This is a genomic window from Clostridium sp. AF32-7AC, assembly GCF_003477925.1.
Lineage (GTDB): Bacteria > Bacillota > Clostridia > Lachnospirales > Lachnospiraceae > Otoolea > Otoolea fessa.
In genome coordinates this window covers 208,721-222,000 of the sequence record NZ_QUEG01000004.1, presented here as the reverse complement: position 1 = coordinate 222,000, position 13,280 = coordinate 208,721, and the positions used below count along the sequence as shown (strand labels likewise).

The window sequence follows — 13,280 nt, the reverse complement described above, 5'->3', positions numbered from 1 at the left end:
CTTTTAATTTGAAAAGCTATACCTTATCGGAACTGCCAGATCCTGTTTTATCAAATTTTTTATAATTTTTAATCAGAATTCCCAGACTGGCGGTGGCGCCGATCATGATGAGGGCGGCGAACATTCCGCCGAAGTTTGCGATGATCTTGACACCATTGACACCAACGGTTGCGATCATGATGTAGCCGACTGCCATCGGAACGACACACCACACAAGCTTTAACCACATCGGGGAGTCCGGGGAATCCGGGTTGATACCCTGAGTGGAGATGCCTGCCATAGCGATACAGTTGGAGTTGCAGGCGGTAATGGTGCTGAGGAAGATCAGAACCACGAATAACGGGATGATCAGATTTCCAAGCGGAAGAGCTCCTAACATATCATAAGGAACATTCTCAACGCCGCGGTCATAAGATGCAACGAGGTCGAACAGTCCAGAAGTCTGAACCCACAGAGAGGTACCGCTGACTAAAACCATCCACAGGGCACTGACAGAAGCACAAAGACCTACATATAATCCAAGCACGTGTTTTACCTTGCGTCCATAAGCGATCTGTCCCATGAAAGCGCCAGAGGTAGGTGCCCATGCCATCCAGCTGAACCAGTAGAAGGTGGTCCACCACTGCGGCCACTGGGTTCCAACGGATTCACCAGTAATCAGGATACGTTCAATAAAGGTACCTGCGAAACCGCCCAATGCCTCGGTAGAGAGGTTGAACAGGAAGGAGGCATTTGAAAATACCAGCAGGAAAATCAGGAAAATAGCAAAGCCGTATACGTTGATATTGGAAACATGCTTCATGGCTTTCTGGATACCAGAAACAGCCGTAGCAACCGTGACAGCGGCAACGACAATACCGACCATAAACCAGAGGCGGGCATTAGATGGAAGTCCAAGCATTTTAGAGATACCACCGGAAATATTCATGAATGCCTGTGCAACAGAACCAGCCATACCGGCACCGATGGCAAATAAGGTGATTGCGTCGATGGTCTGCATCCAGCGAGGATGGTAGCAGCGGTCACCCAGAAGAGGGGAAACTTCACTGGCGATGGAATACGGCTTTTTCGCGTTGTAATACATGAAAGCAAATACAACCGCCGGAACCGTATACATACAATATGGAACGATCGTCCAGTGAAGGAACATGGTTTCCATGGCAAATTTCAGGGAACCGCTGGTAGAAGGTTCAACGCCGTATAATTCAGTCGGCGGGTACGCGTAATGCGCGATCGGCTCTCCCGGTCCCCAGAAGAGGACACCGGCTGCCATGGTTGTTGTGAGGGCGATAGTAAACCAGGAAAAATTGCTTAGTTCTGGTTTGGCGTCCTCACCGCCGATTCGTACATCGCCAAATTTGGAAAACATGGCAACAACGGCGACGATTACGATTGCAAGGGCGAGAATGCTGGCAGCCCAGCCGAGATTTTTGATGATCCAGTTGTTGATATTATTGATGACTCCCAGAAAAGTTTCCTGATCGACAAGGCTTAAAACAAGGAACGCGACCAGAATAATAAACGGCGGGAAAAAGGTCATGATGCGAATTTTTGAGTTTTCATTTTTAGCATTTTTATCAGTCATTTATGATTCCTCCTTGTAGAGTGTATCCCAGATAGGACGATAGTCCTCCGGGTGGCGGTCGGTCAGAACGGTATTGAAATCACGTTCTTTTGCAATCCGGTTTAAATCAACGCTTCCATATAAAATGGCTTCTTCCTGAACACCGCAGCTGTCAATCCGTTCTCCAATAGGACTTACCAGCTGGCTTTTTCCTGCGAAGATCTCATCGCCGGACAATCCACAGCGGTTGACTGCGGCTATGTATACAAGATTGTCCAGGGCACGGCACGCAAGGTTTAAATCCCACCATTCTTTGAAATAGTAGCTGGCGCGCCATGCGGCCGGGACTAAAACCAGTTCGGCACCGGCCAGTGTCAGCAGGCGGACGGTTTCCGGAAAGCATACGTCGTAGCAGATGACGACGCCGATCTTTCCGAGTTTTGTCTCAAAGACCGGGTACTGGGTGCCGCGCTGCAGATAAGTTCGTTCGTCTCCGACGGGATGCGTTTTTGAATAATGCCCGAGAATCGTGCCGGTATCATCGATCAAAAAAGCAGAGTTTTCGACTCCAGATGGGGTGGAAAAAAGAATCGGAGCCAGAATAAAGACTGAAAGTTCCTTTGCCAGACTACGCATCCGTGTCAGGGAAGGTCCATCTTCGATTTCGGCGAGCTTCATCATATCTGGGATGCAGGTGCCGAGATAGCCGACATTAAATACCTCTGGCAGACAAATCAATTTTGCACCGTGAGCGGCTGCTTCCCGGATCTGTTTCTCTGCTTTGTCAAGATTATTAGAAACATGGAACAAATCGCAGTCCATCTGGAGCATGGCGATTTGGTAAGGTGATCGAGTTTGTTGCATTTGAGTATCCCCTTCCTAAAATAGAATATTTATTTCATAAACGACATTTATGATATAATTATAGAATTTATAAAGGAATAAATCAACCAAAATACAATAATAAAGAACAAAATTTACCTTTTTTACAAAGAAATCCTCCGAAATTTGTCTGCTTTGACGAAAAACAAATGTCAAATTGACGAATTTCTAAGGAAAGTATATAATAAAACCAAACGAAAATCGAGTGAGAATCTTGGAATGAATGAGGATAAACGATGGGCAATGAAGTATTGGAACAGATCATAAAAATCAAGGACGCCGTACCGAAAAAACAGAGAATACTCTGCAATTATCTGGCGCTGAATTATGAAAAGATCGGCGTGATGACGGTGGCGGAGCTGGCGGAAAATGCGGGTGTGGGAAGCACGACGGTCATGCGTCTGGTACAGCTTCTGGGCTTTGACAGCTACACTACATTTAAGAAAGCATTGGCACAGGAATCGCTTTTGAAAAATACAACGCCGTACCGCAGCCTGCGGCAGGAATTTTCCCGTACCTCGGAGACGGCGAGCCGGGATACGTTCCATATGGCGATCGCGGACGGAATCCAAGTGCTTGAAAATCTCTGTACGCCGTCAAACATTTCCCAGTTTGAGGCGGCAATCCAGCTGATGCTGGAATCAGATCAGCTCTATATATTGGGAATGCGTTCCAGCAAGGCGCTGGCGCTGTATTTTGAATATGTGGCAGAGCGCTTTTATCCGCATATCCGCCAGCTCAGCCTGGAGGAAGAGTTTGTCTATGACCGGATTGCAATCAATACGACGCCGAAGGATGTGCTTTTAGTGTATTCGGTCTGGCCGTGTACGAAAAAGACGATTCGTGTGGCAGAGTTAGCACATAACCTGGGAATCCCGATGATACTGATCACAAATACGAGCTTAAATCCATTGGTAAAGATCGCAGATGTAGTGATTGATACGAATTCTGTGAACCATCCGAGCGGTGATACTGCTTTGATGCTGGTAACGGAGGCGCTCATGAGTGAACTGGGAAGACGGACCGCACCGGAATCCACGAAGAATATTGAAAAAATCGAACAGGCATTGAATGACAATGGACTGATTCTCTGGGAGAATTAATCGAAGATGTGCAACTGAAAACCCGATAAAACAGGGCTGCCGTTATTCCTCAAACGGCAGCTCTTCTTTTCGCAAAAATGTCCGGATCGACTCGTCCCACTCGCGTTCCAGCGTCTTGTCTAACGTAAATTGGTTGAGCGACAGCCCGGTGACACAGCTTAAATGCTGGTTTTCATAATGAATATTTAAGAACAGTCCGCCGACCTGCTCCGGGAGCCATTGGCTTTTGCGGGCGGTCAGAAACTGTTCGGTGGCAGCCTTCGGAAGCTTCAAAATGATGGAGAAGCGCTCCGGAAGCTTTTTTCCTTTTAGGAGGGAAAAACAGAACGGGCGCAGAGTTTTCCAGGTTGAATATTCTTCAATCTGCCCATCGGCACGCTCTTCTTCGGAATAAAAGCTTTTATGGACGCGTCCGTCGATGGAGAAGGTGTTGAACGTTACGATCTCCGCTTCCTTGAGCAGAAAGCGGTCAAATGTCTCTCCGATGAACAGTTTCTTGGTAAATAATTTTATATCACAGATATTGCAGGCAATCATATGTGTCCTCGCTGAGATGGTAAATTCGTTATTTTCTGTGTAATGTAGAAACAATAACGTAGATTCTATTTTATCGCAGGCGGGAGGGGGACGCAAGTGACTTCTTATTGGCAAGACGGAGAATTTTGAAATTTTATTAGCACTCAACAAAAATGAGTGCTAATTTTCTATTGACATCTTGGAACGCTGGTATTAAAATAAGAGTCACGGTGATGGAAAATCACAAAAAAAAGAATTTTACAAGCGTATATTTATGTAGCTGGATAGCAGGATTGGACGCGGCAGAGTGAAACTGCCAGACTCCATTTCCGGGAGCGGATATCCACTGTATTTTGCAATCAAAAGGAGTGTATAGATATGGCAGCAAAAACAGGAAGTTTATCAATCAACAGCGAGAATATTTTCCCGATTATTAAGAAATGGCTTTATTCCGATCATGATATTTTCTATCGTGAGCTGATTTCCAACGGATGTGACGCGATCACGAAGCTGAAAAAGCTGGCGCTGATGGGCGAGTATGAGGAGCCGGGGGAGACGGAGTATAAGATTCAGGTTACCGTTAATTCTGAGGACAAGACGATCACCGTCGAGGATAATGGTATCGGTATGACTGCCGAGGAAGTGGAAGAGTACATTAACCAGATCGCATTTTCCGGTGCACAGGATTTCCTGGCAAAATATAAGGACAAAGCAAACGAAGACCAGATCATCGGTCATTTCGGTTTGGGTTTCTATTCTGCATTCATGGTAGCGGACAAGGTTACGATCGATACTCTTTCTTATAAGAAAGACGCAGAGCCGGTTCACTGGGAGTCTGAGGGCGGCACTGAGTTTGCGATGGATAAGGGCGATAAGGAAGGCAATGGTACCAAGATTGTCCTTTATTTAAATGAAGACAGCACTGAGTTCTGCAATGAGTATCGCGCACGTGAAGTCATCCAGAAGTACTGCTCTTTCATGCCGGTTGAGATTTACCTGAAAAATGCAACGGCAGAGCCGGAGTATGAGACGATCGAGAAGGATCAGCTGACCGACAAGGACACCATTGTTGAGACGGTGGTCGAGGAAGCAAAGACCGAGGAAAAGGAGAAAGAGGACGGCACAAAAGAGACCGTGGAGGTATCTCCGAGAACCGAGAAATATAAGATCCTGAAACGTCCGGTGGCACTGAATGACATTCACCCGCTGTGGAACAAGCATCCGAACGAGTGTACCGAGGAAGAATACAAAGAATTTTACCGCAAGGTATTTATGGATTACAAGGAACCGCTGTTCTGGATTCATTTGAACATGGATTATCCGTTCAACCTGAAAGGCATTCTGTACTTCCCGAAGATCAACATGGAGTACGAGAGCATTGAGGGCACTATCAAGCTGTACAACAACCAGGTATTTATCGCGGATAATATCAAGGAAGTTATTCCGGAGTTCCTGATGCTCTTAAAGGGCGTGATCGACTGCCCGGATCTGCCGTTGAATGTATCGAGAAGTGCGCTGCAGAATGATGGATTTGTAAAGAAGATTTCCGATTACATCACCAAGAAGGTAGCGGACAAGCTGACCGGTATGTGCAAGACAGACCGTGAGACCTATGAGAAATATTGGGACGATATCGCTCCATTTATCAAATTTGGCTGCTTAAAGGATCAGAAATTTGCTGAGAAGATGGATGATTACATCATTTACAAGAATCTGGACGGAAAATATCTGACGCTGAAAGACTGCATGGATAAGGCGAAAGAGGAAGGTCATGAGAACCAGATCTACTATGTAACAAATGAGAAAGAGCAGAGCCAGTACATCAACATGTTCAAGGCAAACGGACAGGATGCGATCATCATGTCTCACAGCATTGATAATCCATTCATCAGCCAGGAAGAGCAGAAGCATGAGAACCTGAAATTCCTGCGTATTGATGCCGATGTCAATGACACGCTGCGCGAGGAAGTGAAGGAAGAGGACAAGGAAGCGCTCAAGAAACAGGAAGAGACGCTGACAGAGACCTTCAAGAAAGCACTGGGCGATGATAAGCTGCAGGTAAAGGTTGAGAAGCTGAAGGATGCTGAGATTTCTTCGATGATCACCCTGTCGGAGGAAACACGCCGTATGCAGGATATGATGAAGATGTACAACATGGGCATGGACGCGTCGATGTTCGGCGGCAGCGGTCAGGTGCTGGTACTCAACGCGAACAACAAGCTCGTTCAGTACGTCTTAGAGCACACGGATGGCGAGAATACACCGAAGATCTGCGAACAGCTCTACGATCTGGCACAGCTCAGCCATGGTTCCCTGACACCGGAGCGCATGACGAAATTCATCGCACGGTCGAATGAGATTATGGGTATAATGCTGAACTAAGGATGTTTGGTTCACGACTGTTTTATATAGGAAAATATGTTAAAATATCATATATGATATAATAACGGAGCTGCTGCACGTAAATGTGGCAGCTCTTTTATTACCTGTCGTAAGAGAGCAAATGGGATTCACTATTTCACGAATTTAGTATTTATGATAGAATAGGAGCACTTAGCAAGGTTTTTTCAGATTTGACGGGGAGGTGCGTGTATGTTTGGAATCGGAGGATGGAAACAGGTTGGCGCGACATTTGATATGAAACGGCAGGCGGCGATCCGGGAGCAGCTGGAACAGGCGGGAATTGAGTATCAGGTCAAGGTGGAGAAACGTCTGAAAGCGGGCGTGCTTTCCGGCAATCAGCGGGCGAGGCTGGGAAGTGCGGGAGAAAATGCGGCATCGGAACGGGAATATCTGTTTTATGTGCAGAAAGCAGAGGAGGAAAAGGCGCGCCGTGTGATAGAAAGCGCCGGAAGATAAAACAGGTATTTTCTGGGAATGAAAGACCTGAATGACGAAGGAGAGAAAATGGGAGAGGGAAACTGGAACGAATCGGATCTTTGGCAGTGGGAGGCAGATGAAAATGGTCTGCAAACGGAACCTGAGCTGCAGAATGCGGTTCAGAGTCCGAAACAAATCCGAAAAACCTGCCGCCGCGAGGTGCGCCGTGTCTGCAATGTCCTCGGCTGGGCGCTGGCATTTTTCAGCGTGATGGCGGTGCTTGTCAGCATACTTCTGGAAGTGGCTGGCAACGTATGGGCGGACGGAGGCGTGATCAGTACGTTTTTGAACTGGATGGTAAATGCAGCGTGGTATGAGGACGGCGGAAGCACGCTGGTCATCTATGCGCTGGTTCTTCCATTCGTATTTTTAATTCTGCGCCTTGTTCCGGAAGAACGGGCAGAGAAAATGAAGATTAGTTTCCTGCAGTTCTGTATGTTTTTTATTTTGGCACAGGGATTTGGAACTATCTTTAACCTGCTGGGAAATGCAATCAATGATGCGGTGGCGGCAAGTAGCGGCGGCGATGCATCCGCGATGAACCCGGTCAACGAGATGCTGGATTCGCTCTCGCCGGTAATGATTTTATATGTAGGGTTTTTAGGACCAATTATTGAGGAATATATCTTTCGATGGAAACTTTTAAACCGATTGCGCCGTTTTGGCGATAAGGCGGCGATCACCTACACGGCGCTGATGTTTGGTCTGATGCACGGAAATGTGACGCAGTTTCTCTATGCGGCGGTGATTGGCGTGGTTCTGGGATATGTGGCGGTGAAGACGGGACGGATGCGTTATAACTGTCTGCTGCATATTCTGATCAACAGCTGGTCGTTAGTGATAGCGATGCTTGGAACACAGGATACGCTGCTGCCGCTGTTTATCACGTTTCTGATGACCGGGTTTATGGGCTGCACGATCATCGGGGCGTTTGTTCTGCTGATTTTCAATTTCCGGAAAATCTGGCTGTCCGATGGGGCAATCCCAGAGGGAGTGAAATTCCGCAATATATGTGGGGCAATGTATGGGAATCTCGGGACAGTGGCATTTATTCTGGTAAGTTTGATTACGATGGCGTTTTTCTTGTCGAGATGATGTGGTGGTCAGCTGCTGTTCACAAGCAGGCACTTTTGGAAGTGAAAGTGCCGTAAGATAACGTGGTGGCAGCAGGAATTAGTTGTATTTAAATGCGAAGCCACGGTAAAATCTGTTACTGGGCACGTGTGCGTGAACAGTAACACTGTTCATGTGTTTGTCATGTATTTCAGTATGTATTTCACGGGATTATGCTTGACTTCCTACTGTGTGATTACTATAATAAATAGTAATGAATACTACGTGATGTGAATTGCGTAACGGGAGGACGTTATGTTATATAAAATTATTGGTGACAGCTGCATGGATTTGACGGAGGAACTGAAATTGGATCCGCATTTTCAGATGATTCCGCTGACCCTGCAGATAGGGGATTACAAGGTAACGGATGATGAGACATTTAACCAGAAGGAGTTTCTGGCAAAGGTAAAGGCAAGTCCCGAGTGCCCGAAGACGGCGTGTCCATCGCCGGAGAGCTTCAAGGAAGCATTTGAGGGCGAGGCAGAATATATTTTCGTGGTAACGCTTTCGAACCATCTGAGCGGCTGCTACAACTCGGCGGCTTTGGCAAAACGCCTTTATGAGGAAGAGAACGGAACGGACGGAAAGAAGATCGCGGTCATTGATTCCCTGTCGGCGTCGGCGGGCGAGTTAAATATTGCGCTGTTCATCCGGGATCTGTGCGAGAAAGGTCTTCCGTTTGAGGAGATCTGCAGGCAGACAGAGGCATATCGGGATTCGATGAACACGTATTTCGTCATTGAGACGCTTGATTTCTTAAAGAAAAATGGCCGTCTGACCGGTTTGACGGCGTTTATCGCGTCGGCGCTGAATATCAAGCCGGTTATGGGCGCGGACAGCGGTACGATCATCAAGCTTGATCAGGCGCGCGGCATGACCCGGGCGCTCGACCGGATGGCGGAGATTGCGTGCAAAGAGGGCGGCGATACCGCAAGCAAACGTCTGGTGATCGCACACTGTAATAACCTGGAACGTGCTAAGCACGTGAAAGAGATCATGTGTAAACGGGCAAACTTCCGTGAGGTAGTGATCACGAATACGGCTGGCGTTGCAACCGTATATGCGGGCGACGGCGGAATCGTTATGACACTGTAGGGAGAAAGAGTGGGTGATGACAGCTGGAAAGGTGGAAAACGCCGGACAGCTGCGATTGATTGAGGAAAAATGAAGCATACATTTTTTAGTAAATGCACGAAAATGCCGTTCAGATACCGGACGGCATTTCTTTTATCTAGAATTGGAAATTTGACAATTTTGGCAGGAATGGCGCTTTTGCTTGGCGGATGCCAGGCGGGAGGTTCCATATGGAAAGAGACAATCTCATTGGAGCCAAAAGACAAAACGGTATTGGAAGAAACGCTTGATCCGGAAACAGATATAGACGGGCAGGTGGAGTCAGAACAGGTAGATGGCGCGGAACTGGGGGTGGAAATGCAGGGGCAGGACGAATCTGGCAAACTTGAGGCAGAACCGGGAGAAAATGATTCAAATGAGTGTTCGCTTCTGTTTGCCGGAGATATCTATTTTTCCAACCATGTTTTAAATGCCTACGACCGTGTGGGAGGTATCGGTGGCGTCCTCGGAGAGAGCTTGCGGGAGACGATCGCGGAGTCTGATATTTTTATGGCAAACCTGGAATTTCCGTTCAGCGACCGGGGAACACAGGCGGCGGATAAACAGTTTACGTTCCGGGTATCGCCGTCCCGCGTGTCTATTTTACAGGAGATCGGACCAGACATCGTGACGGTGGCGAACAACCATGCGCTAGATTACGGCACGGACGCACTGCTGGACACGTGCGATACGCTGGACAGTGCCGGGATTTTGCATGTTGGGGCGGGAAAAAATCTGGAAGAGGCGAAACAGCCGCAGATCATTGAGAAAAATGGAAAAAAGATTGGTTTTCTGGGCGCGTCGCGCGTCTTTCCGACGGGCGGATGGGCGGCAGGATCGTCGCATCCGGGCATGTTTTCGGCGTATGACACGGCTTCGGTCGTGCAGGAGATCCAGAAGGTAAAGAAAGAGTGTGATTATCTGGTTGTCTATGTCCACTGGGGTATCGAGCGGAACACGCAGCCAGAGGCGTACCAGCGGGAGATGGGACATCAGTACATCGACGCGGGCGCTGATCTGGTGGTTGGCAGCCATCCACATGTGCTGCAGGGGATTGAGCTGTATCATGGAAAATGGATTCTGTACAGTCTGGGAAATTTTGTGTTCGGAAGCTCGATTCCGGAGACAATGCTGGTGCAGGCGTCGGTAGATGCACAGGGAGAGACGGCGCTTTCAATTGTGCCTGCAACTTCATCTGCCGGATATACGAGAGAGCTGGACGTGGGGAAGAAAGAGGCGTTTTACCAGAAGATACAGGGGCTTTCGGACGGCGTGCAGATTGATGAGAATGGAAAGGTGCAGGTGCAGTAAAATCAATTCGTGAAATCCTGCCCCTGAAAACACCCGCTTTCCCGCAGTGCCTTGGAAAACGTATTCAAAAATGCCCGCTTATTTCCACTCCATTCCGGTGCGACCAGCAATTTTTTCGGTCCATCGCCGCTGATCCGGTGGATGACCATATCGGGCGGCAGCAGGCGGATACATTCGATCAGCAGCTCAATGTATTCGTCCATTGAAAAGACCGGAAAAGGTGCCTGTTCGTAGAGCTCTGCCAGCTTCGTGCCGCGTAAAATGTGGAGAAGCTGAAGTTTGATGCCGTCGATAGCAGGCTGGAAATCGACCAGATAGCGGACGGTATCGAGCATCTGAGCTTTCGTTTCATCAGGCAGCCCCAGAATGACATGGACGATGACGGTCAGACCGGCGGCTTTCAGTTCACGGACGGCATTTTCAAAGACCGGGAGGGAATAACCGCGCTGGATGCGCGCGGCACTTTCCTCATGGATGGTCTGAAGTCCCAGTTCCACCCAGACCGGTTTTCGGCGGTTTAAGCGGGCGAGAAGCTCCAGGACATCCGGCGGCAGGCAGTCCGGGCGGGTTCCGATGGACAGGGCAGCCACGTCCGGGTGGGCGATTGCTTCGGAAAAAAGCGGCTCCAGATAGGAGACAGGCGCATAGGTATTTGTGTAGGACTGGAAATATGCGACATATTTTCCACCCTTTATTTTATTTGCGACACGCGCCTTTGCCGCTTCGATCTGTTCGGTCACGGAGGTGTGAGCCGGCTCTGCAAAATCGCCGGAACCGCCGTGGCTGCAGAAAATACAGCCGCCCGTTCCCAGCGTACCGTCCCGGTTGGGACAGGTCATGCCGCCGTCGAGCGCCAGCTTGTAGATTTTCTGCCCAAATTGGTCTTTCAGCCATGCGTTTAACGAATAGTAGGGACGACCGTCGGAGTAGCAGCGGGGCATGGAGGAATCCGGGTGTTTGCCGGAGGCGGTGGATGCAGGATGGAATGTTTCGGGTAATGATAGGTATGTTTGAGTGGTTTGCTTCATACGGACTCCTGTGTTTTACTATATAAATGAAAGCTTACCAGAACCACAGCATTTTGTAAACACACGAAAGAATATCGTATTGAGGCATTTTGAGGAAAATGATATAATGAGCGCAGAAGAAAAGAATGCGGCTGCGAAGCAGACATATTCTTTTCTTGCGCCATTAACGAACGAACAGCCATGCGAAGCAGGGCGGTAGAGCGCGATAGCGCGGGTTCGTGAGTTATGATATAATACATACAAGAAGTCAGATTGAATCAAAATGTCTGAAATCATAACCATATATATAAAGGAAACAATTGTTCACGGGTAGGCACTTTTGGAACTGAAAGTGCCGTAAGAAAACGTGGTGGCAGCAGGAATTTGCCGTATTAATATGCGAAGCCACGGCAAATTCCGTTACTGGGCGCGTATGCGTGAACAGTAACAAACAATTTGGGGAAAAGGAGAAGGGATATGTCAGTCAAAGAAACACTGAAACAGCTGGAATCTGAGAAAACGAAAGTGCTGATGGCAGAATTATACGGGGCAGAGAAAGCGGAGGAGAACCGGGCGCGTTACCGCTATGTGGCAGAGCGCTTTGAGAAAACATATGGGGAACGTGATATCAAGCTGTTTACTTCCCCGGGACGGACGGAGATCAGCGGCAACCACACCGATCACAATCATGGCAAGGTGCTGGCGGGCAGCATCAACCTGGACTGCGTCGGCGCGGCGGCACCGAACGGAACCGACACGATCCGCATATTAAGTGAGACATTTCATCAAAATTTCAGCATCCATTTAAGCGATCTGAAACCGAGCACGGGTATGAGCGGCACCATCGACCTGACAAAGGGCATTTTAAAGGGCTTTGAGGAGAGAGGATACAAGGTCGGCGGATTTGACGCATACATTACCAGCAATGTTATCAGCGCGGCGGGCGTCAGCTCTTCGGCTTCCTATGAGATGCTGATCTGCTCTATGTTAAATACGATGTTTAACGAGGGAAAGATGGATGTTGTCACCTACGCCCACATCGGAAAATATGCAGAAAACAAGTTCTGGAACAAGGCGTCGGGTCTGCTCGATCAGATGGCATGCGCGGTCGGCGGTCTGATTACGATCGATTTTAAAAATCCGGAAGCGCCGGTTGTGGAGAAGATTGATTTTGATTTCGGCGCGCAGGATCACAGCCTGATGATTGTAAATACGGGAAAAGGCCACGCGGATCTGAGCGCAGATTATTCTTCCGTTCCAAACGAGATGAAAAAAGTAGCACAGTACTTTGGAAAAGAGGTCTGCGCGGAGATTTCCGAGGAAGAGGTGATCGCAAACCTGGCGAAAGTGCGTGCATTTGCGGGAGATCGTTCCGTGATGCGTGCGTTCCATTTCTTTGAGGAAAATAAGAGAGTGGAGCGGGAAGTAAAGGCCCTTCGGGAAAATGATTTTGCTGCCTTTTTGGAGGGAATCACAGCTTCGGGCAATTCTTCCTGGAAATGGCTTCAGAATGTATACACGACTGCAGACGTGCAGGAGCAGGGCATCAGCATTGCACTGGCGCTGACGGAATTGTTTATCGCGAAAAAAGGACGCGGCGCGTGCCGGGTTCATGGCGGCGGCTTTGCCGGTGTTATCATGGCGATGATTCCGAACGATCTGGTGGACGAGTATACAGAATATATTGAAAATGCGATCGGAGAGGGCAATGTATACCGCATGAGCATCCGCCCGCACGGCGCGATCTGCGTGAGCGAGCGCATCTAAAAATTGGGACCTGGAAAGGCG

The 13,280-nt window shown here is 48.5% G+C and carries 11 protein-coding genes; 7 read left to right on the top strand and 4 right to left on the bottom strand.

Going from position 1 to position 13,280, the window contains the following annotated elements; genetic code table 11:
- Nucleotides 1–16 precede the first annotated feature (16 nt).
- Entirely contained in the window at nt 17–1,585 is a 1,569-nt protein-coding gene (locus DWZ45_RS08170) for a BCCT family transporter (RefSeq protein WP_118468524.1), read from the bottom strand.
- Nucleotides 1,586–2,428, bottom strand: a complete 843-nt coding sequence (locus DWZ45_RS08165; protein WP_227589755.1) for a carbon-nitrogen hydrolase family protein — start codon at nt 2,426–2,428, stop codon at nt 1,586–1,588.
- 254 nt (nt 2,429–2,682) lie between these two features.
- On the opposite strand from DWZ45_RS08165, the gene DWZ45_RS08160 reads away from it, so the two are divergent.
- Nucleotides 2,683–3,549: a MurR/RpiR family transcriptional regulator gene (locus DWZ45_RS08160; protein ID WP_118468522.1), complete on the top strand. Its 867-nt coding sequence runs from the start codon at nt 2,683–2,685 to the stop codon at nt 3,547–3,549.
- A 42-nt stretch (nt 3,550–3,591) separates the two neighbouring features.
- Here DWZ45_RS08160 and DWZ45_RS08155 read toward each other — a convergent pair whose 3' ends face one another.
- The gene (locus tag DWZ45_RS08155) at nt 3,592–4,086 is read right to left on the bottom strand and encodes a DUF5721 family protein (RefSeq protein WP_118468520.1); all 495 of its coding nucleotides are present in this window, start codon (nt 4,084–4,086) and stop codon (nt 3,592–3,594) included.
- Between the two features lie 357 nt (nt 4,087–4,443).
- Between DWZ45_RS08155 and htpG the strand changes: the two genes are divergently transcribed.
- The 5 genes from htpG to DWZ45_RS08130 all read left to right on the top strand — a co-directional run bounded on the left by htpG (nt 4,444) and on the right by DWZ45_RS08130 (nt 10,485).
- Complete coding sequence (gene htpG / locus DWZ45_RS08150) at nt 4,444–6,447, top strand: molecular chaperone HtpG (RefSeq protein ID WP_118468518.1); 2,004 nt, start codon at nt 4,444–4,446, stop codon at nt 6,445–6,447.
- Nucleotides 6,448–6,657: 210 nt separating this feature from the next.
- Nucleotides 6,658–6,924, top strand: a complete 267-nt coding sequence (locus DWZ45_RS08145; protein ID WP_118468516.1) for a hypothetical protein — start codon at nt 6,658–6,660, stop codon at nt 6,922–6,924.
- Nucleotides 6,925–6,972: 48 nt separating this feature from the next.
- A complete protein-coding gene (locus tag DWZ45_RS08140) occupies nt 6,973–8,040 on the top strand; it encodes a CPBP family intramembrane glutamic endopeptidase (protein WP_182426650.1) in 1,068 nt (355 codons plus the stop codon).
- Between the two features lie 273 nt (nt 8,041–8,313).
- Nucleotides 8,314–9,156, top strand: a complete 843-nt coding sequence (locus DWZ45_RS08135) for a DegV family protein (RefSeq protein WP_118468513.1) — start codon at nt 8,314–8,316, stop codon at nt 9,154–9,156.
- A 69-nt stretch (nt 9,157–9,225) separates the two neighbouring features.
- Entirely contained in the window at nt 9,226–10,485 is a 1,260-nt protein-coding gene (locus tag DWZ45_RS08130; protein WP_243015241.1) for a CapA family protein, read from the top strand.
- 2 nt (nt 10,486–10,487) lie between these two features.
- Here the strand turns inward: DWZ45_RS08130 and DWZ45_RS08125 are convergent, their stop codons facing one another.
- Entirely contained in the window at nt 10,488–11,426 is a 939-nt protein-coding gene (locus DWZ45_RS08125; protein WP_118468509.1) for a TIGR01212 family radical SAM protein, read from the bottom strand.
- A 543-nt stretch (nt 11,427–11,969) separates the two neighbouring features.
- Between DWZ45_RS08125 and DWZ45_RS08120 the strand changes: the two genes are divergently transcribed.
- Complete coding sequence (locus tag DWZ45_RS08120; protein WP_118468507.1) at nt 11,970–13,259, top strand: galactokinase family protein; 1,290 nt, start codon at nt 11,970–11,972, stop codon at nt 13,257–13,259.
- Nucleotides 13,260–13,280: the final 21 nt, after the last annotated feature.

Coding starts and splice junctions, on each gene's coding strand:
- DWZ45_RS08170 (WP_118468524.1), bottom strand. CDS start 1,585: ATGACTGATAAAAATGCTAAAAATGAAAACTCAAAAATTCGCATCATG.
- DWZ45_RS08165 (WP_227589755.1), bottom strand. CDS start 2,428: ATGCAACAAACTCGATCACCTTACCAAATCGCCATGCTCCAGATGGAC.
- DWZ45_RS08160 (WP_118468522.1), top strand. CDS start 2,683: ATGGGCAATGAAGTATTGGAACAGATCATAAAAATCAAGGACGCCGTA.
- DWZ45_RS08155 (WP_118468520.1), bottom strand. CDS start 4,086: ATGATTGCCTGCAATATCTGTGATATAAAATTATTTACCAAGAAACTG.
- htpG (WP_118468518.1), top strand. CDS start 4,444: ATGGCAGCAAAAACAGGAAGTTTATCAATCAACAGCGAGAATATTTTC.
- DWZ45_RS08145 (WP_118468516.1), top strand. CDS start 6,658: ATGTTTGGAATCGGAGGATGGAAACAGGTTGGCGCGACATTTGATATG.
- DWZ45_RS08140 (WP_182426650.1), top strand. CDS start 6,973: ATGGGAGAGGGAAACTGGAACGAATCGGATCTTTGGCAGTGGGAGGCA.
- DWZ45_RS08135 (WP_118468513.1), top strand. CDS start 8,314: ATGTTATATAAAATTATTGGTGACAGCTGCATGGATTTGACGGAGGAA.
- DWZ45_RS08130 (WP_243015241.1), top strand. CDS start 9,226: ATGAAGCATACATTTTTTAGTAAATGCACGAAAATGCCGTTCAGATAC.
- DWZ45_RS08125 (WP_118468509.1), bottom strand. CDS start 11,426: ATGCCCCGCTGCTACTCCGACGGTCGTCCCTACTATTCGTTAAACGCA.
- DWZ45_RS08120 (WP_118468507.1), top strand. CDS start 11,970: ATGTCAGTCAAAGAAACACTGAAACAGCTGGAATCTGAGAAAACGAAA.